The sequence below is a fragment of the Polynucleobacter sp. MWH-UH35A genome, assembly GCF_018687075.1.
Classification (GTDB): Bacteria; Pseudomonadota; Gammaproteobacteria; order Burkholderiales; family Burkholderiaceae; genus Polynucleobacter.
On the sequence record NZ_CP061285.1, the window covers coordinates 571,848 to 592,648 of the forward strand.

At 46.4% G+C, this 20,801-nt stretch carries 25 protein-coding genes; 11 read left to right on the forward strand and 14 right to left on the reverse strand.

From position 1 onward, the window contains the following. Positions 1-5: 5 nt before the first annotated feature. Complete coding sequence (locus ICV36_RS03020; protein WP_251375061.1) at positions 6-701, reverse strand: TetR/AcrR family transcriptional regulator; 696 nt, start codon at positions 699-701, stop codon at positions 6-8. 112 nt (positions 702-813) lie between these two features. On the opposite strand from ICV36_RS03020, the gene ICV36_RS03025 reads away from it, so the two are divergent. The 6 genes from ICV36_RS03025 (at position 814) to ICV36_RS03050 (ending at position 6,831) form a co-directional block, all read left to right on the forward strand. After that, positions 814-1,269: a CoxG family protein gene (locus tag ICV36_RS03025; protein ID WP_215401063.1), complete on the forward strand. Its 456-nt coding sequence runs from the start codon at positions 814-816 to the stop codon at positions 1,267-1,269. 146 nt (positions 1,270-1,415) lie between these two features. Then, positions 1,416-2,270, forward strand: a complete 855-nt coding sequence (locus tag ICV36_RS03030) for a xanthine dehydrogenase family protein subunit M (RefSeq protein ID WP_215401064.1) — start codon at positions 1,416-1,418, stop codon at positions 2,268-2,270. Positions 2,271-2,301: 31 nt separating this feature from the next. After that, the gene (locus ICV36_RS03035; RefSeq protein ID WP_215401065.1) at positions 2,302-2,811 is read left to right on the forward strand and encodes a (2Fe-2S)-binding protein; all 510 of its coding nucleotides are present in this window, start codon (positions 2,302-2,304) and stop codon (positions 2,809-2,811) included. A gap of 18 nt (positions 2,812-2,829) precedes the next feature. Then, the gene (locus ICV36_RS03040) at positions 2,830-5,226 is read left to right on the forward strand and encodes a xanthine dehydrogenase family protein molybdopterin-binding subunit (RefSeq protein ID WP_215401066.1); all 2,397 of its coding nucleotides are present in this window, start codon (positions 2,830-2,832) and stop codon (positions 5,224-5,226) included. Positions 5,227-5,350: 124 nt separating this feature from the next. Further along, entirely contained in the window at positions 5,351-6,127 is a 777-nt protein-coding gene (locus tag ICV36_RS03045) for a 3-hydroxybutyrate dehydrogenase (protein WP_215401067.1), read from the forward strand. A 110-nt stretch (positions 6,128-6,237) separates the two neighbouring features. Then, a complete protein-coding gene (locus ICV36_RS03050; RefSeq protein WP_215401068.1) occupies positions 6,238-6,831 on the forward strand; it encodes a urate hydroxylase PuuD in 594 nt (197 codons plus the stop codon). A 76-nt stretch (positions 6,832-6,907) separates the two neighbouring features. Here the strand turns inward: ICV36_RS03050 and ICV36_RS03055 are convergent, their stop codons facing one another. The 3 genes from ICV36_RS03055 to ICV36_RS03065 all read right to left on the reverse strand — a co-directional run bounded on the left by ICV36_RS03055 (position 6,908) and on the right by ICV36_RS03065 (position 8,885). After that, complete coding sequence (locus ICV36_RS03055) at positions 6,908-8,077, reverse strand: NAD(P)/FAD-dependent oxidoreductase (protein ID WP_215401069.1); 1,170 nt, start codon at positions 8,075-8,077, stop codon at positions 6,908-6,910. Positions 8,078-8,170: 93 nt separating this feature from the next. Continuing rightward, positions 8,171-8,338, reverse strand: a complete 168-nt coding sequence (locus ICV36_RS03060) for a rubredoxin (RefSeq protein WP_215401070.1) — start codon at positions 8,336-8,338, stop codon at positions 8,171-8,173. Positions 8,339-8,399: 61 nt separating this feature from the next. After that, positions 8,400-8,885 carry a rubrerythrin family protein gene (locus tag ICV36_RS03065; RefSeq protein ID WP_215401071.1) on the reverse strand — a complete coding sequence of 162 codons (486 nt, stop codon included), beginning with the start codon at positions 8,883-8,885 and terminating at the stop codon, positions 8,400-8,402. 146 nt (positions 8,886-9,031) lie between these two features. On the opposite strand from ICV36_RS03065, the gene ICV36_RS03070 reads away from it, so the two are divergent. Next, positions 9,032-9,940: a hydrogen peroxide-inducible genes activator gene (locus ICV36_RS03070; RefSeq protein WP_215401072.1), complete on the forward strand. Its 909-nt coding sequence runs from the start codon at positions 9,032-9,034 to the stop codon at positions 9,938-9,940. Positions 9,941-9,968: 28 nt separating this feature from the next. Here the strand turns inward: ICV36_RS03070 and ICV36_RS03075 are convergent, their stop codons facing one another. The 5 genes from ICV36_RS03075 to ICV36_RS03095 form a co-directional block, all read right to left on the reverse strand. Further along, positions 9,969-10,145, reverse strand: a complete 177-nt coding sequence (locus tag ICV36_RS03075) for a hypothetical protein (RefSeq protein ID WP_215401073.1) — start codon at positions 10,143-10,145, stop codon at positions 9,969-9,971. Between the two features lie 18 nt (positions 10,146-10,163). Then, positions 10,164-10,700: a cytochrome b gene (locus ICV36_RS03080; RefSeq protein ID WP_215401074.1), complete on the reverse strand. Its 537-nt coding sequence runs from the start codon at positions 10,698-10,700 to the stop codon at positions 10,164-10,166. A gap of 98 nt (positions 10,701-10,798) precedes the next feature. Beyond that, on the reverse strand, positions 10,799-10,990 hold the full coding sequence (locus tag ICV36_RS03085; RefSeq protein WP_215401075.1) for a hypothetical protein: 192 nt from the start codon (positions 10,988-10,990) through the stop codon (positions 10,799-10,801). Between the two features lie 24 nt (positions 10,991-11,014). Next, positions 11,015-11,662, reverse strand: coding sequence for a hypothetical protein (locus tag ICV36_RS03090; protein ID WP_251375062.1), 648 nt, complete (start codon positions 11,660-11,662; stop codon positions 11,015-11,017). A 153-nt stretch (positions 11,663-11,815) separates the two neighbouring features. Next, positions 11,816-12,961 (reverse strand): alpha-hydroxy acid oxidase, encoded by a 1,146-nt coding sequence (locus tag ICV36_RS03095; RefSeq protein ID WP_215401076.1) that lies wholly within the window; start codon positions 12,959-12,961, stop codon positions 11,816-11,818. A 145-nt stretch (positions 12,962-13,106) separates the two neighbouring features. Here ICV36_RS03095 and ICV36_RS03100 point away from each other — a divergent pair, with 145 nt between their 5' ends. Both ICV36_RS03100 and ICV36_RS03105 read left to right on the forward strand, forming a co-directional pair. Next, positions 13,107-14,009 carry a DMT family transporter gene (locus ICV36_RS03100; RefSeq protein ID WP_215401077.1) on the forward strand — a complete coding sequence of 301 codons (903 nt, stop codon included), beginning with the start codon at positions 13,107-13,109 and terminating at the stop codon, positions 14,007-14,009. A gap of 115 nt (positions 14,010-14,124) precedes the next feature. Then, positions 14,125-15,273, forward strand: a complete 1,149-nt coding sequence (locus tag ICV36_RS03105) for an aminotransferase class V-fold PLP-dependent enzyme (RefSeq protein WP_215401078.1) — start codon at positions 14,125-14,127, stop codon at positions 15,271-15,273. 69 nt (positions 15,274-15,342) lie between these two features. Here ICV36_RS03105 and ICV36_RS03110 read toward each other — a convergent pair whose 3' ends face one another. Further along, positions 15,343-15,972, reverse strand: coding sequence for an FABP family protein (locus ICV36_RS03110; RefSeq protein ID WP_215401079.1), 630 nt, complete (start codon positions 15,970-15,972; stop codon positions 15,343-15,345). 81 nt (positions 15,973-16,053) lie between these two features. Here ICV36_RS03110 and ICV36_RS03115 point away from each other — a divergent pair, with 81 nt between their 5' ends. Continuing rightward, positions 16,054-16,338: a hypothetical protein gene (locus tag ICV36_RS03115; RefSeq protein ID WP_215401080.1), complete on the forward strand. Its 285-nt coding sequence runs from the start codon at positions 16,054-16,056 to the stop codon at positions 16,336-16,338. 17 nt (positions 16,339-16,355) lie between these two features. Here the strand turns inward: ICV36_RS03115 and ICV36_RS03120 are convergent, their stop codons facing one another. After that, positions 16,356-17,333: a DMT family transporter gene (locus ICV36_RS03120; RefSeq protein WP_215401081.1), complete on the reverse strand. Its 978-nt coding sequence runs from the start codon at positions 17,331-17,333 to the stop codon at positions 16,356-16,358. 6 nt (positions 17,334-17,339) lie between these two features. Further along, complete coding sequence (locus tag ICV36_RS03125) at positions 17,340-18,224, reverse strand: NAD(P)H-hydrate dehydratase (protein ID WP_215401082.1); 885 nt, start codon at positions 18,222-18,224, stop codon at positions 17,340-17,342. A gap of 64 nt (positions 18,225-18,288) precedes the next feature. On the opposite strand from ICV36_RS03125, the gene ICV36_RS03130 reads away from it, so the two are divergent. Beyond that, positions 18,289-19,704, forward strand: coding sequence for an MBL fold metallo-hydrolase RNA specificity domain-containing protein (locus ICV36_RS03130; RefSeq protein ID WP_215401083.1), 1,416 nt, complete (start codon positions 18,289-18,291; stop codon positions 19,702-19,704). A 12-nt stretch (positions 19,705-19,716) separates the two neighbouring features. Here ICV36_RS03130 and ICV36_RS03135 read toward each other — a convergent pair whose 3' ends face one another. Continuing rightward, on the reverse strand, positions 19,717-20,454 hold the full coding sequence (locus ICV36_RS03135; protein ID WP_215401084.1) for an ABC transporter substrate-binding protein: 738 nt from the start codon (positions 20,452-20,454) through the stop codon (positions 19,717-19,719). Between the two features lie 79 nt (positions 20,455-20,533). Next, positions 20,534-20,734 carry a hypothetical protein gene (locus tag ICV36_RS03140; protein WP_215401085.1) on the reverse strand — a complete coding sequence of 67 codons (201 nt, stop codon included), beginning with the start codon at positions 20,732-20,734 and terminating at the stop codon, positions 20,534-20,536. Between the last annotated feature and the right edge of the window lie 67 nt (positions 20,735-20,801).

The window sequence follows — 20,801 nt, forward strand, 5'->3', positions numbered from 1 at the left end:
CTTTGTTATTGGGCAAATAGTGATTTGGCGGAATGAAGGTAAGACTGCACTCGATCTCGAATGATTTCTTGTTCTGTATTAGGGCTCTCAGCTGCATAGATAGCTTGTCCGTAGATCCAGCGTCGCATACCGATATAGAAGATTCCACCATGCAGACCCATCAAAAATTCAAGCTCACGTTGCGTCGGCTTGGATGTATCTGATCTACCGCAATACTTACGAGTTTCGCGAATCAGTCTTGGTAACAAGCGTTTACGTAAAAGTTCGAAGAAGCGATCACTGATGGAGTGATCGCTCAGTCCCGAGAAAATCAAGATGCGAACAAAGTCATACGTCAAGACTGTGTTGGAATAGTCCAAGTAAAACGCATTGAATTTTTCTTCGGGCGTAAGTGACTCATCATCAAGTAACTCTTCCCACTCCGGTTTCCAACGAGACTCAAAAACCTCTTTGTAGACTTCCTGAATCAAAGCGTCTTTGGTTGGGAAATAGTGATAGAGCAGGGTATGGGTGATCCCGAGCTCTTTGGATAAATTTCTGAGCTGCCCATCAACTCCATTTCTGGCAAAGAATTGAATGGCGCTGTCGACTATTTGGCGTTTCCGTTCGGCTGTCCCCATCCGCTTTCGGATTGGCGTTGTTCCACCCGCTGAAATTTCAGCATTATTTGGGCTGGAAACGCTATCTTCACTAAATCGCATGGATTCTCAGGGTTTATCCGAATTTGGACTTATTGACCAAAAGTTAAATAATGGTACATTGTTGAACAATTGGTAGATAAGACTCTATTCGTACAAACCCCAAGGAGATCAAATGGAATTAAATGGCGAGCAACTGATATCGGCTCCAATCCCAGAAGTATGGAAGGGTTTGAACGATATTGACGTCTTGGCCAAGTCTATTCCTGGCTGTGAGGAGATCAATCGGATCTCTCCAGATGAGATCCACGCCAAGGTGATGTTCAAGATTGGGCCCGTAAGAGCCCGTTTTGCCGGGAAATTACTCCTGAGCGACATCATTCCAGACCAATCTTGTTCAATGGCTTTTGAGGGGTCTGGCGGGGCGGCTGGATTTGCCAAAGGAAAGTCACGGGTAGAGCTAAAGCAGGCTGAAGGAGGCACTTTGGTTTCTTACACAACCGAAGCCTCGATTGGCGGCAAATTAGGTCAAATTGGCGGGCGCTTAATTAGCGCATCGGCCAAAAAGATTGCGGACGACTTTTTTCAGAAGTTTGCAAAAGAATTAGGCGGGGAGACAGTGGCGTTGTAGTCATACGCTAGCAGTGAATAAAGAGTAGCAGCAAGACTCTAAAAAATAAAACTACAAAAAGTAGTTGTCGTAAACCAAGTAGCAAACAGAGCGGTACAAAAATATAAAGCTAAAAAAGCTAATGACATTGGTGGTGGAGGAGACGAATGAAATCTGCAGCATTTGATTATGTAAAGCCTAAGGCATTGCAGGAGGCATTATCTTTGCTTGAACAGGGCGGTGATGATGCTCGCTTAATTGCGGGCGGCCAAACTTTACTGGCTACCTTGAATATGCGCTTGTCTGAACCTAGCGTATTAATTGATATTACCGATGTAGCTGAGCTGAAGGGCATTTCTATTGTTGGTAACAGCCTGCGTATTGGTGCGTTAGTAACGCATACTGAAATTGAAGATTCGGAGTTGGTGGCAAAACATGCTCCGCTTTTAAAAGCAGCCGCCCCACATATTGCTCATCGGGCAATTCGCAATCTGGGCACCTGGGGCGGATCTTTAGCCTACGGTGATCCAGCCGCTGAGTGGCCTGCCTGCAGCTTGGCCTTGCGTGCAACCATGATTATTCATGGTCCAGCCGGCGAACGAAAAATTCCAGCTAAGGATTTTTTTATCGATCTCTACACAACATCTTTAGAGTCCGATGAAATTTTGGTTGCCACTGAGATTCCGCTTGCAAGTCAGCAAGAGGTTTTTTATTTCCATGAGCTGGCCAGGCGTCATGGTGATTACGCAGTTGCTGGATTAGCTGCAACAGCACAAAAGCAAGGTGATGTTTTATCTAATTGTGCTTTTATATTCTTTTCGGTTGGCGCCACACCAGTGATGGCAACAAAAGCGCAGGACTTGGTAAATGGTCAAAAATTAAATGATCAATTGATTGCCAAAGCGGTAGCTGAAGCTCGCAATGAAATCGAAGCGATTGCCGATATCACTAATAGCGCAGAAGCCAAGCAACATTTAATTGGTGTTTTGCTTGAGCGTGGTCTCAAGCACATGATTGCTTAAGCTCAATCATTATAAGAATTTGGAGATCAGAATGAGTTTGAAGAAAAAAATTTCAATGACTGTGAATGGTCAACTGGTATGCGCAGAGATTGAGCCGCGCCGACATTTGGTGGATTTTTTACGTGAAGACCTTCATCTCAAAGGGCCTCATTTGGGTTGTGAGCAGGGCGCATGTGGAGCCTGCACTGTCAAAGTGAATGGGCAAATTATTCGTGGATGCCTTTTTTTGGCAGTCCAAGCAGACGGCAGCGTGGTTGAAACGGTTGAAGGGCTTACTAAGAGCGGTGTCTTAACCGATCTACAAGAGTCTTTTATGCGTCACAACGCAATGCAATGTGGCTTCTGTTCTTCCGGAATGTTGTTAGCTGCAGCGGAATTAATTGAGAGGCAGCCTAAGGCAACTCGCGAACAAGTGCGCGAGTGGATCTCCGGCAATTACTGCCGTTGTACTGGCTACCACTCGATTGTGGATGCGATTGTCGACGTATTAGAAGTCCGAGCTAAGGGCCAAAAAATTAAACCCGTCCTCGCTAACGCTTAAGGTATTAAGGAACGCATTATGAATAAGCCAAGTGATTTAAAAGGAATGGTGCTTGATCCGGTAACAAACGATCAGCGTTATATCGGCCATAGTGAGCCGAGACATGGTGCTCGCCGTTTGCTTGAGGGTCAAGGTACTTACATTGATGATATTCAATTGCCGCGCATGGCTCATGTAGTGTTTTGGCGCTCTCCAGTGGCACATATGAAGATCGGAAAAATTCATACAGATCATGCTAGCAAGATGCCAGGTGTGCTTGCAGTTGTTGATGGCGTGCAAATGGCAAAAATCTGTAAGCCTTGGGTTGCAACTTTAGGGCATCTCGCTGGCATGAAGTCTGCACCACAACACGCGCTCGCAATTGATCGTGCGTGCTGGCAAGGTGAGCCGGTGGTTGCGGTGGTTGCTGAAACCAGAGCACAGGCAGAGGATGCTTTGCAGCACATTGAGGTTGAGTGGGAGGAGTTGCCGGCGGTTGTTTCTATGGAAACTGCGTTAGATGCGGACACTCCAGTCATACATCCAGAGCTTGGTGACAATCTATGTTTTACCCGCAGTCTAGATGTTGGTAATGTAGATGAGGTATTTGCGACAGCAGATGTGGTGGCTGAAGCTACCTTCGGATTTGGTCGCCATACTGGTGTCACCCTTGAGCCACGCTGCCAAATTGCGGATTACAGCCCTGGCGATCGTCGTTTGACGGTGTATCACTCTCAACAAGCGCCACACATGATGCAGGATTTATATTGCCGTCAGTTTGGATTATCTGAATCTGACGTGCATGTGATCTGCAAAGATGTAGGTGGCTCTTTTGGCATTAAAGTTCACGCATATCCAGATGACTTTGCAACTGTGGGTCTCGCCATGATGTTAGAGCGCCCTGTAAAGTTTGTGGCGGATCGCTTGGAGTCATTTACAAGCGATATTCATGCGCGCGAGCATCGCATTAAGGGCCGTATTGCTGCCAATAAGGCGGGCGATATCTTGGCTTTTGAGATTGATGACTTAACTGCTATCGGTCCTTATTCGATGTTCCCAAGAACCAGTGCCATTGAAGGTAACCAGGTAGTGAATCTGGTTGGAGGTCCCTACAAGCATCAAAATTACCGTGCACATTTAAACGTAGTCTTCCAGAACAAAACCCCAACGTGTCAGTATCGCGGGGTAGGCCATCCGATTGCCTGTGCAGTTACAGAAGGCTTGGTTGACTTGGCTGCGCAAAAATTGCAAATGGATCCACTGGAATTCCGCAAGCGAAATGTTATCCCTGATGATGCTTATCCATGCTCTGGAATTTCTGGGATTAAGTTAGAAGTTCTTTCGCATCAGCAATGCCTCAATACCATTGAAAAAATGATGGACTATCCAGCATTGCGTAAGGAGCAGGCTGAATTGCGAAAGAAAGACATATATCGCGGGATTGGGTTTGCAACCTTAATTGAGTTAACGAATCCGAGTCCCGCTTTCTATGGAGTAGGCGGTGCTCGTATTGCTTCTCAGGATGGTGCTACCGTGCGCATGGACCCTAGTGGTGTGGTTTCGGTATTGATTGGTGTTGGAGAGCAAGGTCAGGGGACCGAAGGTATCTACACGCAAATCGCCGCTGATTCTGTGGGCGTCTCCATTGATCAAGTTCGTATTGTTACTGGCGATACTGATGTCACTCCTTATGGCGGCGGTACTTGGGCGTCACGTGGCGCTGGCGTTGGTGGTGAAGCAGTTCTCTTGGCGTCACAAGCTTTGCAAGAAAATATCCTAAAGCTTGCTGGTGCTATTTTGAATCGACCAGTTACAGAATTAATGGCGCGCCGTGGTCACATCCTAGACAAAGCAACTGGCGAGCAGTTGCTGCCATTTAGTGAGGTGGGAAGAGTAGGTTATTTCCGCACGGATACTCTGCCAGCGGGGTTCTCTGCTGATCTTATGGTGACACGTCACTATACCCAAAAAGATTACCCATTTATTTTTACCAATGGCGTTCAAGCCTCTTATGTTGAAGTCGATCCAGACACTGGTTTTGTGAAGTTATTAAAACATTGGGCGGTTGAGGATTGTGGTCGAGTAATTAATCCGATGTTGGTAAATGAACAAGTCCGTGGTGCAATTGTTCAGGGTATCGGTGGTGTTCTATTCGAAGAGTGTCTCTATGATGAAAGTGGTTTACTGCGGAACGGCAGCATGGCTGACTATTTAGTTCCAATGGCTAATGAGATGCCAGATATTGAAGTTGCTCACGTAGAGACTCCAACGCAATCATCCAAATTGGGCGCCAAGGGGGCGGGTGAGGCTGGTACAGCAGGTGCGCCGGGTGCAGTTCAAAACGCTATCAATGATGCTCTGGCACCATTGAACGCAAGCGTCTTTGACCAGCCCATCACCTCCGAAAAGATCCTGCGGGCGCTCAAGAAAATTTAAGATCCAGTCGATCCTGGCACCCCCCAAGGATTGTCTTGCGGGGTGGTCCTTTACATCCTGTAACATCAAGTTTTGGGGTAAATCAGCTGATGCGCCCTCTGGTTAACTTGATACGGTAAAAGAAATGTCCACATTAAAAGGTAAAACAGCCCTCGTCACTGGCTCCACTAGCGGTATTGGTTTAGGTATGGCTATCGCATTAGCGAAGCAGGGTGTCAATATTATGGTTAATGGTTTTGGCGAGAAAGATGAGGCTATTGCCAAAATTAAAGCTTGTGGAGTGGAGGTTGATTACCACGGCGCTGATATGAGCAAACCTGCTGAAATCGCAGATCTCATTCAGCAAACAGAAAAGCGCTTTGGATCATTGGATATTCTTATTAACAATGCTGGCATTCAGTACACGGCGAACATTGAAGAGTTTCCGACAGATAAATGGGATGCCATTATTGCGATTAACTTGAGCTCTGCATTCCACACAACGCATCACGCATTGCCTGGTATGAAAAAACGTAATTGGGGCCGCATCATCAATATTGCCTCGGTACATGGTTTAGTGGCGTCTACTCAGAAGTCCGCCTATGTTGCCGCTAAGCATGGCATCGTTGGTCTTACCAAAGTGACTGCGCTAGAAAATGCACGCACTGGAGTTACTTGTAATGCAATTTGCCCAGGTTGGGTTTTAACGCCATTAGTGCAAAAGCAAGTAGATGCTCGTGCAGAGCGCGAAGGTATCTCCAATGAGGCAGCTAAGACTGCTTTGGTTTCTGAAAAGCAACCATCTGGTGAATTTGTTAGTCCTGAACAACTAGCTGCATTGGCAGTATTTCTTTGTGGTCCGGATGCTTCAGAGGTTCGTGGTGTGGCCTGGAATATGGATGGCGGTTGGACTGCCCAATAAAGCGTCCTAAGTGTCTATTTTTAGTAAGAATTCTGGATTTTAGGGTGCTCAAACAAAATTAGCAGAATCGTTTATAGTTAGACCCATTATTACTTATAGGAGATCCTTAAATGGCCTCAATCTTGACCTCTTTAGGGCGCACCGTTTTAGCGGGCTTTGTCCTTCTTGTTTTAATTATTCTTGCTTTGGGCGGCAACTTTAGTTCTGCTGAGCTCCCATTTGTTTTCCGTTGGTTGCACGTGATGTTTGGTGTGATGTGGATCGGTTTGCTTTGGTACTTTAACTTTGTGCAAATTCCGTCTATGCCAAAGATTCCAGATGAGCAAAAACCAGCAATTGGCAAAGTAATTGCGCCAACAGCATTGTTCTGGTTCCGTTACGCAGCATTATTCACGGTAGTAACAGGCTTGATTGTTGCTGGCTTGAGTGGATATTTGCATCAAGCTTTCACATTGCAAGCACCGTTCCGCGCAATCGGTTTAGGTATGTGGATTGCTTTGGTAATGGCTTTCAATGTTTGGTTCATCATTTGGCCAAATCAAAAACGCGCTCTTGGCATTGTTGCTGTTGAAGCTGATGTCAAAGCAAAGTCAGCTCGCGTTGCAATGTTGACATCCCGTTTGAATACATTGTTATCAGTACCAATGTTGTTCTTGATGGTTGCTCAATCCCACAACACCACTTGGTTTGTGATCGTTTCTTAATCACTGCCAACTGCATATTAAAAAGGCCCGCAATTGCGGGCCTTTTGTTTGCTCAATCGATTTGATTTAAGGATGCTTAAGTCAGAATTGGAGGGAGCTCCTTCGTCAGGGTGCTACGTTGTGCAGTAGCGGTACCCATCAACGCAAAGCCTAGCAATTTGCCATCAGGAGATTCAAAACGAGCCTCAAGACCCCCTTCAACTGGAGTGGTAGACCATTTGCCTTGAGCGCCTTTGGCTGGAGGAGAAACTACAGTAGCTAAAGCAGGTGTCTTCACCATCACTGGCATCGCTGGATACGTTAGCGAGGTAGTTTGTCCAATTAATGTGAGGGCTAATGCTCTTGCTGCTTGCATGATAGGCATGACGTAAGGCAACACCAAACCATCAACCTCTGCACAATCTCCAAGAGAAAAAATATTTTCGATATTGGTTTCCAGTACTCGATTAACTTGAATGCCAACTCCAGTATTGATGCCAGTAGCCTTTGCTAATTCCACTCTGGGTTTTAGACCAACGGCCGAGAGAAATACGTCACAAGAGATGCTGTTGCCATTGGCTAGAGTTACTTGCAACGAATTGCCTTGGCGGTCAATTGTTTGAACAGTTGTAGAAAGGTGCCAACGCACACCAGCTGCGCTTAATTTTCCCTGTAGCTCCTGGGCAGCAACCTCCGGCAGTAGACGTCCTAAAGCCTGAGAAGCCAAATCAATTACATCTACTTCATATCCGCCTAGCACTAGATCGTTGGCAAACTCACACCCAATCAGACCTGCGCCCAGAATGGCAATTTTCTTTTTCCCAGTAATCGCGGTGCGAAAGCGCGCATAGTCTTCAAGATCATTGACAGTGATGACTTCGTTAGCAGCACTGCCTTGTAGCGGTAAGCGTATTTGATCTGCACCCAAAGCTAGGACAAGCTTACCGTAGGGCACTTCACCTTTATTGGTTTGTATGGTGCGCGCACTAGGATTAATTGAGCTGACATCACATTCACCAATGACGGTCATCTCTAGTTGCGCTGCCATACCATCAGCGGGCGTAGAGATTAATTGCGCTGCTTCTTTCTTGCTAGCCAATGCAGTAGAAAGCATTGGCTTTGAATAGAAGTATCCAGGCTCTCGCGTTACCAGTGTGATGGGCACCGCCTTATCCAATTTACGAATTTCTCGAATCAGGGTGTAGCCAGCCAATCCGCTGCCAATGATGACGATCGCGGATTGGGATTGAGGGGTGGTTTGATCCAAAGCTAGGCTCTCCAAAAAGACGAGTGGTGAATAGGGTGTAAAGGACGTAAAGGACGTAAGGGCGTAAAGAGTATTAAGGGTTCTGAGCTGAAATTAGCTTATTTGAACCATCTCGAAGTCTGCTTTTGCAACGCCACAGTCCGGGCACTCCCAGTCCTCGGGTACATCAGCCCAAAGGGTACCAGCAGGAATGCCGTCTTCTGGGATGCCTTTTGCTTCGTCGTAAATATAGCCGCATACGATACATTGGTACTTTTTCATCTAGATTCCTTAAATAGTTTGTTCATTTTAGATTTAATTTCTAAATATTTCTGCTGTGCTCTTATTGAGTTGCAAATGCCTTCGCTTTTTCTAGTGCTTGCTTGTAATGATTAGCATGGCGCTCTTCAACGTTTGCCAATGCTGCAAAGCGTTTTGCTGCTTTTGCCAAAGTCGCTTGAAACTGCTCAGCATGTTCTTTTGATTCCGCAATTTGCTCATCAATCTCTTGGATTGCAGCAGCGTTACCTTCCTCTGCTGCCGTTTTACGAAAGGATGGATACATTTCTGTGTATTCATAAGTTTCGCCCTCAATCGCAATCTCTAAAGCGCGCGTTGGGGTGATGGTGTTTGCGGGGTAGAGTAAGTCCAAGTGACCAAAAGCATGCATGACCTCCTGTTCCGCTGTCGCTTCAAATATCTTAGCGGTTTCTTCATCGCCGGCAGCGCGGGCCAATTTTGCGAAGTAGCGGTACTTTATGTGGGCCATAGATTCGCCAGCAAAGGCGGATTCTAAGTTTTGGATAGTTTTGATTGCTGGTCGTGTCATTTCAATTCCCTTTTAAATTCAATGTCCGTTTGTTGAGGCGTATTTACTTCTTTCTCAACCATGCATGAAGTGTGCGCTGAATTTATTAATCAGTCCAATGAATCATTGTGATAGTATTAATCTAATAAATCGATAACGGAGGCGGTATGGCTTATTTACCATCTTTAAGGCAGCTGGGCTATTTCGTCGCACTGGCTAAGGAACTCAATTTCACACGTGCAGCCCAAGCCTGTTTTGTCGGTCAATCAACTTTAAGTGCTGGTTTAAAAGAGCTGGAGGATGCACTTGGAATTCATTTAGTGGAGCGTGATCGTCAAAACGTATCCATCACCCCAGTTGGGTTGGAAGTTCTCGCACGTGCCAAAGTAATCTTGGCGGCTTCTGAGGATCTGGTTGAGTATGCGGGCGCAACCGGTAAACCAATGACTGCCACTATTCGCTTGGGCGTCATACCTACCATTGCTCCATTTTTATTGCCAACAGTGTTGCCAGAAATTCGCACTCGTTTTCCAGATCTCAAAGTTACGTTGCGAGAAGATCTCACTGCCAACTTACTTTCTAGATTGGCTGAGCATAAGCTAGACTTTGCTTTAATTGCTTTGCCGTATGACGTAGATGGTTTGCTGGTTCAGGAATTATTTGATGATCCTTTTTGGTTGGTCGCAAAAGAGGGCGACCCAGCCCTAAAAGGAAAGGTAGTAACTTTGCCTGCCAAGATGGCTGAACGACTTCTCTTATTGGAAGAGGGGCACTGCCTGCGAGAGCATAGCCTGCAAGCGTGTAAGCGGGCTGATATTCGTAAGGCAGAAGGCTTGGAGGCGACTAGCCTGCTGACCTTGTTGCAAATGGTGGAGTCTGGTCTCGGTATTGCTTTGCTCCCCGGAATGGCAGTTCACAGCAGTCTTTTGAATAATTCTGAACTGGTGGCAAAGGAGTTGGCATCACCAGCACCGAAAAGAGTGATTGCTTTGGTGGCAAGACCATCTACCGCACACGCCCAAGAATTTCATGCGTTAGCAGACTGTATTCGGGAGCAATGTGGAGCGGGGGTTTAAGCAATCAATCCCGTTCTAACAGGTGGGATTATTTTTTGTCTTCCGGATCTTTTAAAAGATCGTATTGATTGGCCACCAGTAGTAGCGCTAGAGATGCGCAGCCCATCGCAAAAAATTGCCATTGGTGCAACATGGCAGTTCCCACCACCGTCATCAAGACGGTCCAGCCGACAGCCATCTTGGCTTTTTTAGATAGTGGCTTCATTTATTGCTCCTGCTTAATTTAGGCGCGTACCTTATTCAACATACGACGAAGTGTATCGTCCTTTATGACGTAATGTTGCCATAAGCCTGCTAAGGCATGAATGCCGATCAAAAAATAGAGCGTGTTCCCTAAAAATTCATGAATGCCTTCAACGACTTTTTTCATCTCCGGATTGGGCGTCACGAATTGAGGCCATACCAAGCCAAAGAAGTGGATTTCTTTACCGCCATATTGAAAATACAGAAGGCCAAAAATGGGTGAGATCAAAAGTAGGGCATATAGTAGCCAATGCATTGCCTTGGCCAATGAGACAAACATTGGTTTTGGGTTCGTTGGCACAGGAACGCCATACTTTATGCGAATCATTAGGCGAAGAGCCATCGCAATAAAGATGAGTTGACCAATCACCCCATGGACTGTTTTGCATAGCTCACGAGGTTCACTTCCTTTGGGGAATTGTCCCCTGAGCTCGATGACTACAAAAGCAGCCGCAACCAGAAGGGCAACAAACCAATGAAAGAAGATCGAAGCGGGGTGGTATTTGGTTGTTGACATTGTGCTTGGGTATTGGGTGTTAGATGGATTCATCATAAATGATAATGAATCTCATTAACATTGACAATACTAGGGACATTTCCCTAGAACAAGCAAAATTAGGTATTGAGTCTGACTTTGGCGCTGAGTTCGTTTTCGGCGCCGCGTTTATCAACCTGAGACAGCCTAAGAGCCTCCACCTCAAAATCAAGCTGACCAGGATGAAATTCTGCATCGTTGTGTAGGTGGATGACATAGGTCCAAACCAACTCACGACCACGGTTTTTAAATACATCCACTACACGTTTCATCTGGGTTGCCTTTAGGGGTGAATCTTATTTTTTGCTGATGGATGGGGTGCTGGCATTCATCTGTTGCGTTAAGTTATTTTTCAGCGCCACTAAATTTCTGGCCTCAATGCGAATGACTCCGCCTCTTGGGCTGTCGATATCGGCAATTAAGAAAAACGAAACCGAAATGATAAAAGGGAAGATCATGAATAGGCCGGTGTTCTTCTCGAAATTGCGCGCACCAAATCCAACTAGTAGATTGGCGCAAATAGCGATCGCCGCCATTAATCCCCAAGCCGTTGAGGGAATGCGATTCCACCAAGCTGCCTGAACATAGCCTTGGGAATTAATCACATCATTCATACCAGAAGCAACGAGCGCCATAGTGGCGGTGTTTTGCGTTTTAACGGTTGGCAGAATCTCGTTCCAAAGAGCGGTTTGAAGTTGATCTGTCTTATTGCGAATCTCTTGAATCTTCTCGGGGCTTTGTTTGGAGTAAAACAGAATGCGCTGATCGATGTATTGCAGCAAGAGATCTTTAGTGGCTTCAGCTGGCTTTGGGGGAAGGAGATCTGCGCGTAAATATTCAGTTCCAATAGCGTTTGCCTCACCTTCTTCAAAAATTTCTCGCTGATCATGGCGATCAATGGCCATTGAAAAAGTAAAGCCAATAATCAAGGCCAGCAAGGTCAAGGTGGCTGTCTGAATGATGCCTAGATCTTCAGAAGTCTCAGTATCTTTTGTGCGATACCGGCTCAGTGCGCTATGTCCAAACCAAACAGCACAAGCGAATACTGCAAATGAGACTGCAAAGATAGCAAGAGGGTGATTGAGCAGGTGAAAAATTTAAAAAGTTCCTGGATACAAAATATCTTTAGTTACGTTCTGAATATCGCGATGACCAGTAAACGCCATGGTGATGTCCAGTTCGTTGTGTATTAGTTCTAAGCACTTGGTTACACCAGCTTCGCCCATGGCGCCCAAGCCATACAAGAATGGGCGACCAATCATGGTACCGCGCGCACCCAGCGCCCACGCTTTGAGAACATCCTGACCGGAGCGAATGCCCCCGTCCATCCAGACTTCGATATCTTTGCCAACAGCATCCACGATTCCGGGTAAGGCTTGAATGCTAGAAACGGCGCCATCTAATTGGCGACCACCATGATTGGAGACTATCAAGGCATCTGCTCCCGAGTTTGCGGCTAAACGAGCATCACCTTCGTCCAAGATTCCTTTGATGATGAGCTTTCCACCCCACAGTTTTTTGATCCACTCAACGTCGCCCCAATTCAGGCCTGGATCGAATTGCTCTGCAGTCCAGGAGGATAGGGAGGACATATTCCCAACACCGGTTGCATGACCAACAATATTGCGAAAGGTTCTGCGGGGGGTCATAGCCATACCCAAGCACCAGCGTGGCTTAGTTGCCATATTGATCATATTGGCAATTGTTAGCTTCGGAGGTGCTGATAGACCATTCTTCAAATCTTTATGGCGCTGTCCCAGAATTTGTAGATCCAACGTCAGAACCAAGGCAGAACATTTTGCTGCTTTGGCGCGTTCAATTAATCGCTCGATAAAACCGCGGTCTTTCATCACATACAGTTGAAACCAAAATGGTTTTGTTGTGCGCTCTGCCACGTCTTCAATTGAGCAAATACTCATAGTGGATAAGCAGAATGGCACACCAAACTTCTCTGCAGCTCTAGCCGCCAAAATTTCACCGTCAGCGTGCTGCATACCGGTGAGGCCGGTAGGAGCGAGAGCAACAGGCATAGCAACTTCTTGACCGACCATGGTTGTTTTGGTGGTGCGATTGGTCATATCTACTGCTACGCGCTGACGTAATTTAATTTTTTGAAAATCGGATTCATTGGCGCGATAGGTTGACTCAGTCCATGATCCTGAGTCAGCATAGTCATAGAACATCTTGGGAGTGCGTTTTTGATGGAGGACTCGCAAGTCTTCTATATTGGTGATGATTGCCACAATGATTCCTTCTGTTTGATGCTTTTTGACAAACTAAAAGCTTAATTTAAGCTCTATCTTAGCAATACCAGGGATTTGTTTCTACAATGCTAGGGTATCCCTTGCTTGGGGACCTCAAATAACTACTTCCCCAATAAGCGCCTGAATGCACCAACTGAATTTCTCTACCATTCTTTCCTTGCTTACAGCCACTGCTTTGTGGGCGGGTAATGCAATCGCTGGCCGTGTATTGGTGGGTAGCATCTCTCCAATTACCTTAAGTGCAGTACGTTGGGGATTGGCTGCTGTGTTTTTGCTTCCTTTGGGCTGGCGTGTCTTTGTGCCGAGCAGCGCCTTATGGCGAAATAAGAAACGTTTTCTGCTCTTGGGTTTATTTGGAGTGGGTAGTTATAACGTACTGCTCTATCTTGCTCTCCAAACCTCCACTGCAATTAATGTCACGTTGATTGGTGCCAGTATGCCGATTTGGATGTTATTCATCGGCGCTGTGTTTTATCAGGTCAAGCCGAGCATCTTGCAAATGGTTGGTGCTGTAGTAAGTTTGCTGGGCGTTGGAATTGTGCTCACACGCGGGGATCTGGCATCTTTACTGTCTATGCAAATGGTGGTGGGCGATCTTTTGATTATGTTAGCCACTATCTTGTGGGCTTTTTATAGTTGGATGCTAAGTCGTCCTGGAGCTAGCAATGAACGTCAATGGCCGTGGGCTGAATTTTTGATGGCGCAGGTTACGGTGGGATTATTGTGGACGGGTTTTTTTGACGGCTTTGAAATCGCAACGGGCCATGCTTTTATTGACCTCAATTGGTGGACTGCCTCATTGATTGTCTTTGTAGCTATTGGACCTTCGCTGATCGCCTATCGCTGCTGGGGTTTTGGTGTCAATGGGGCGGGACCTACGGTGGCAGCTTTTTTTGCCAATTTCATCCCCTTATTTACGGCACTTCTATCTGCTGCGATGCTTGGCGAACCTCCACAGCTCTTTCATGGACTTGCCTTTGGACTTATTGTTGCGGGCATTGTGATTTCTTCAAAGCGAGCTCAGTAAAGCTAGGAAAACGGTTGAAATTACCCTTTTAGAAGGGGTTTTAAGCCTAAGTCCCCAAAAAAGTCGTAAATCAGTATCATTTAGGGCTAATCACAGAAATTCCTAGGAAATTACTATGCCAGGCCTACTTCCCAATGTTGATCCAGACGGTTTATTAGAGTTCTCGGTTGTGTATACCGACCGCTCCTTAAATCACATGTCTGAAGAGTTCAAGCGTGTAATGGTTGATATTTCTAGCGTCCTTAAAGATGCTTACAACGCGAGCTCTGCAGTCATTGTTCCTGGTAGCGGTACCTTTGGTATGGAGGCGGTTGCCCGTCAATTTGCTAATAATGAGAAATGCTTGGTCTTGCGCAATGGCTGGTTTAGTTATCGCTGGACTCAAATCTTTGATTTGGCAAATATTACTAAGGATGTTACCGTTCTCAAGGGGCATCAATTAGAAGATTCAGTACAGGGTGTATTCGCACCAGCTCCTATTGAGGAAGTGGTGGCATTTATCAAGAAAGAAAAACCAGCGGTTGTCTTTGCGCCGCACGTAGAAACTTCTGCCGGCATTATTCTTCCAGACGATTACCTCAAGGCGGTTGGCGAAGCGGTACGTGCTGTAAATGGCTTGTTTGTATTGGACTGCATTGCCTCTGGTGCAATGTGGGTTGATATGAAGGCTTGCAATGTTGATATGCTCATTACTGCGCCACAAAAGGGTTGGAGTAGTTCTCCATGTTGCGCATTGATCGCTCTTGGTGATCGCGCTCGTGAGCGTATTGAGGCAACTCAAAGCAGTAGTTTTTCTATGGATTTGAAAAAATGGCTTCAGATCATGGAGGCATACGAAAAAGGCGGTCATGTCTATCACACAACCATGCCTACAGACGCTTTAAAGATTTTGCGAAATGTGATGAAAGAGACTCAGTCACTTGGATTTGCATCCCTGAAAGCGAAGCAAGTGGAATTGGGTGCCAAGGTTCGTAAACTTTTAGAATCAAAAGGCTATAGCTCAGTATCTGCCCAGGGTTTCCAAGCTCCTGGCGTAGTTGTTAGCTATACCAAAGACCCTGATATTCAATCTGGCAAGAAGTTCATTGCATTAGGTATGCAAACTGCTGCGGGTGTTCCTTTGCAGTGTGACGAGCGCCCTGATTTCCGCACCTTCCGTCTGGGATTGTTTGGCTTGGAAAAGTTGGCGCACATTGATCGCACGGTGGGTCATCTTGCAGCTGCATTGGAAAAAATTACCGAGACTGAAGCGCAGCCTGCATAACAATCTAGGTAATTTAGCTTTAAAAATAAAGGCCATCAGATGATGGCCTTTATTAATTTACCGATCGCTTTATCTAGCAAGTGGATTGGGAGTGGCTTCACCAATCTTGTAAAGCGTGTTGTGATCCACGTGATGGAATAGTTCTACTTGGTCCTTAATCTTCATCACGGTGTCTTGCTCATAAGACCACGTGCCGTCATCGTGAATCGAAACCTGAATTCGAAATTCGACTGTCCTAAAAGCGTAATCCAAGAATGGGTTTGATGAGATTCCAGCGCAACGATCATCCTCTTTGGCATGAAGCTCAAATTGATTTGCATTTGGCGCCGCTGTTCCACTTGCCATCGTAATCATGCCGCGGGGGATACTGAGGGTGTGAATGATATTGCCAGTCGCTGGCTCCCATAACCAGTAGCCAACCTGATCATGATAGGTCTTTACTTGGTCGGGTTTGGTGATGTGCGTGTGGTACCTCAAGCCATAAAACAATTGAGGGCCATTCGTTTGAGGGTCAATCGGTTGAAGCTCAATACGCTCTACGTAGGCTTGCTTCTTAGGGCCTTCGGCTTTGGGTTTGACATCCAAGCCACGGGTGCCTTCCCATATTCCCGCCATACCGGTCAATGGTCCGAGTTGCTCTAGCGTGTTCACTGAGTAACCTTGGGGTTCTGTAAAAATATCGCTCGGGAAATTTCCCATAAGCAACCTCCTAAAAATGAAGCATTTCTCTCAAATTTTTGAGTATTATCAAATTATCCACAAACTATCTTGGAGAATTACATGATTTCTCGTTTCGCTCGCTTGAGCATAGCCTCCCTTGTTTCTGCAGCTATTGGCGTTGCTCCTATCTCTGTAATGGCTGCTGATCCGGCTCCTGCGCCAGCGCCAGCGCCTGCGGCAGCACCTGTGGCCGCCCCAGTAACAACCCCTGCTGCAACCCCAGCTGAGAAATCTGCTGAGAAGAAGGCAAAGAAGAAAGCAAAGAAAGAGAAGAAAGCTGAGAAAAAAGCGAAAAAGAAATCAAAAAAGAAATCTAAAGCTGCTGCCGACGCAGCCGTTCAGTAATTCGCCGTCAGCCCCTCTTAATTGAGGGGTTCTGCACCATCAAAGTCATCCGATCTTTTGGGATCTGGTGACTTTTTTGTTGCGCCATCATTACGTACCAGTAACCACATTGCTACTATGACTAGAGCCATGCCGCTTATCTGAGTCCACGTAATTGGCTCTGACAGAATTAAATAGCCCATAAAAATGGTAGACACTGGGCCGAGTATTCCAGCTTGAGCTACTAGCGGTGAGCCAATGCGGTTGATGGCAATCATGATGAGCAGCATCGGAATGACGGTGCATAAGCTGGCGTTAAGTAGGCTAAACCAATAGATTAGCGGCAGTTGTTCAAAAATTGCTAATGGATTATGAATGGTGGACTGCGCAATGCTGAGGACAGCTGAGGCAGAGCTGGCATAAACGACCAGACGAACGCTACCAATCCGTTTTACCATCTCGCCGGCGCCAATCATATAAGCCGCATATGAACATGCACTGCCAAATACGAGCGCCATGCCAAACCAAGCGCTGATTCCTGTGGAGCTGGCATCTTGAATGAAGACGATAAATACCCCGATATAGCCAACAACCAGTGCATACCACTGCAAGCGGGAGATGGGTTTCTTTAGTACGAAATAGGAGATCAGCAGAACAATCGTTGGCGTGAGATATAAAACAATTCTCTCCAGGCCTACTGAAATGTATTGAAGTCCTAAGAAATCGATATAACTGGATAAGAAGTATCCTAAAAATCCCAGGAAAAACAATTTACCGCGATCAAGCCATGTGATTGGACTCATTGCTTTTCGACGGGATTCCCACCAGAAAATTCCCCAAAACAATGGGAGCGCCATGAGCATGCGCAATGCTAAAAGAGTTTCTGCATTTGCACCGTATTCAAAGGCCAGTTTCACTAGAATGGCTTTTCCCGAAAAAAGCATGGAGCCTACACCAGCCATCAGAATGCCATAGAGATAACGTCGGTGGTGATGTGCTGCGCTTACGGAATGCATCACTATTTATAACAGCTTATTAAGCAATGCTCGCATTTCTAAAATGGTCTCAGAGGGAGTAAGGCCAATAGGACCCACTCCTTTATTGACGAGATTATCTGCTGCTCTGGCATGAAGCTCAACTGCAATCCCTGTGGCTTGCCACAAATCTATATGATGGCGAATTCCTTGGCCGGCTATAGCAGCAATGCTTCCCGTCAGAACATCTCCCATGCCGCCAGTGCCCATCCCAGGGTTGCCAGCAAGGCATTGCAAGGGCGCATGTTGTGGGGAGGCAATGAGTGTGTGCTGTCCTTTAAGAACCACAATCGATTGTGTGATTTCAACAAGTCGTTGAATGGCACCTAGGCGATTGGCTTGAATGTTTTCAGTGGAGGCCTTTAAAAGTTTTGCTGCTTCACCTGGGTGAGGGGTGAGAACGGTAAGTTCTGGAAAGTTGAAGTTGCGTTTCTGCAAGCACGTCAATAACTTATCAGATTCACCAATGAGATTGAGTGCATCCGCATCGATTACCAAAGGGATTTTTTGGGAAGCAAGCACCTCCTCTAAATATTGGGATGCTAAGTCAGATTTTCCAAGGCCTGGACCGATGGCAATGACATCAGGGTTGGCGGCATCAAGAGTTGTATGAACATTCTCTGAAGCAAGACGAATCATCAGTTCCGGATGATCAACATCGGCGTGCGCTGAGTTGGGGTCCAGCATTTCCAAGATAGTCCAGCCAGCACCTAGGTGCAAGCAAGCCTTGCCTGCCAAAAGAAGGGCGCCTGCCATTCCCGGTGCGCCACCGATTAATATAACTTTGCCTGCATTGCCTTTATGTTCTGCAGGCTCGCGTTTTAGTCGCTTTACTAAGCTCAGTACATCAAGGGTGGTAGGTTCGAAATTCATATGACTAGTATCGCTCTGATTGCAGAGGTCTTGAGCTCATTATAGGAAAGAGTATGCTGGGAATATGAAGATCCAATTTCTGGGTGCGGCGGGTGAGGTAACAGGCTCACGCCATTTGGTGGAGGCAATGCTTTCTGGGAAGCCAAGGCGCTTCATGGTTGACTATGGCATGTTTCAGGGTGGGCGCGAAGCAACTAATAAGAATTTAGAGTGCTTGCCATTCTCGCCAAAGGATCTTGATTTTGTTGTGCTCACCCATGCACATATTGATCATAGCGGCTTACTACCACGTCTTTGCGCTCAGGGATTTACTGGACCTATTTACTGTACAAATGCCAGCTTTGAGTTGTTGAAAATTCTCTTGCTCGATAGCGCTCACTTACAGCGTGCCGATGTTGAGCGGGCTGAACGAAAAATAAAGGCAGGTAAGTGGCGTGGCGAGGTGCCAGTTGCTCTCTACACCAGAGAAGAAGTGGAGATGGCTTTATCCCAGTTTGTGCCTTTGGAATATCAGCAATCAGTAGAGCTGATTTCAGGAGTTCAGTTGGAATTTCTAAATGCTGGACATATTTTGGGCTCTGCTATAGCGGTTATCGATATCACTGAAGATGGGGCCAAGAAAAAACGCTGCGTATTTTCTGGGGACATTGGTATGAAGGGCAAAGTGTTGATGCCCGACCCCGATCTGGTAAGAGATGCTGATGTGGTTATTGTCGAGTCTACTTATGGGGACCGCCTACACCGAAGCTTGCAGGATACAGAGGATGAGTTGGTTGAGGTAATTCATTCAACGATGACCGCGCATGGCAATGTCGTAATGCCTGCATTTGCAGTGGGGCGTACACAAGAAATACTCTTTCTCTTGATTGATTTGGTGAGAAGAGGGCGTTTACCCCATTTAAGTATTTGGGTAGATTCACCAATGGCTACTGCAGCAACGCATCTCACACAGCATTTCTTCTTGCAATTAGACGGACAATCTCAAGCCACTTTTGATTGGTATAAAGCCAATCCGAATGCAGTCGATCTTCGTTTTATTGCTGATGTTGAGGAATCTAAAGCGCTGAATAAAATTAAGGGTGGTGCGATCATTGTTTCGGCTAGCGGTATGTGTGATGCGGGTCGTATTGTTCATCATCTCGCTAGCAATTTGCCCCGAGCGCAAAATGCTGTTGTGATTACTGGATTTCAGGCTTATGGCAGTCTGGGAAGGCGCTTGGTGGATAAGGTGCAGAAAGTTCGATTATTTGGCGAGGAGGTGCCTGTTCGAGCTTCGATACATACTATTGGAGGATTGTCAGCTCATGCTGATCAGGCTGGTTTATTGGATTGGCTCAAGGGTTTTGAGCGGGATCCAAACGTAGTATTTGTAGTGCATGGCGAACCAGAGTCATCTTCCGTTTTGGCTCAATGCATTCGAGATGAGTTGCATTGGCACAATGTCATCATTCCCGAGCGCTTACATACTTATGAGTGTTAAATCAGGCTGGATTTAGTCAGCTACTTTAGCGCCCTGAATATTGTGGTGTTTCATGGCATCAGCTACAAAGCCAGATTGCTTTAATTCTTCAATGACGCTGCTAAGGTAAGCGGTGGTACTTTCATAAAGTGCCCTAGATTTAGGAATGCCAATCGCTTGATTAATCACCATAAAACGTCCAGGCAACATGCGTAAGCCTTCATAGCGCTTTGCGTCATTCTCTAATTGTTGTTTTACGCCTGCGGCTACATTCCCTTTGCCGGACATAAAGTCATCAATCACTGCTTGTGAGCTGGCGGCACGAAGGAGGCTGGCATTCCTAATCTCGCGCGTGAGGTAAAGGTCATAAGCGCTACCTTTACCAACTACGATTTCGGTGCCAGCAACGTCTACCTCCTCATTGACCTTCAGCGGCGATGCGGCTTTGACCATATAGGCGCCTTCAATCTGAATATAGGCAGGTGTGTAGCTAATATCTGCGCCACGAACCGGATCAATCGCCACAAATACCAAATCAATGTCTCCAGTCTTCACGGCATCGACTGTAGCGCCTGCGGTTTTAAAGGGGATGAGTTGCACTGGCAATGCAATTCTCCTGCCAATCTCATTGGCAATATCAATCGTCACGCCATATAAACGTTTTGTTGTTTGGTCCTCATTAGCAAGAATGGGATTGCCCAAATTAATACCAACACGCACAGTGCCAGTTGGCGCAAAAGAAGAGAGTGAGGAAGGGTCAATAGTTTTCATAGCGAGAGACGGTTGGCTTGATCAAAATAAGGGAATAAAAAAACCGCGGCGCACCGCGGTTTTCCCTATGCCTACAGTATTACTTCTTAGCGTCAGCCGCAGGCGCTGCTGCTGGAGCTGCTGGAGCAGCAGGAGCATCTTTTTTGGCTTCTTCCATGTGCGCAGCTTCTGAACCATGTTTTTCGCCACCCATGTCAATGTCGCCATCACCTTTGAGGAGTAAATAGGCTGTGGCACCAATTAAGACTAGTACCATGATGATGATTGAACGGTTGCTCATTGCTTTTCCTTCGATTTGGTTGAAATTACGCCAATATTAACTCGGGAAGAGCGCTGGGTAAATCCCA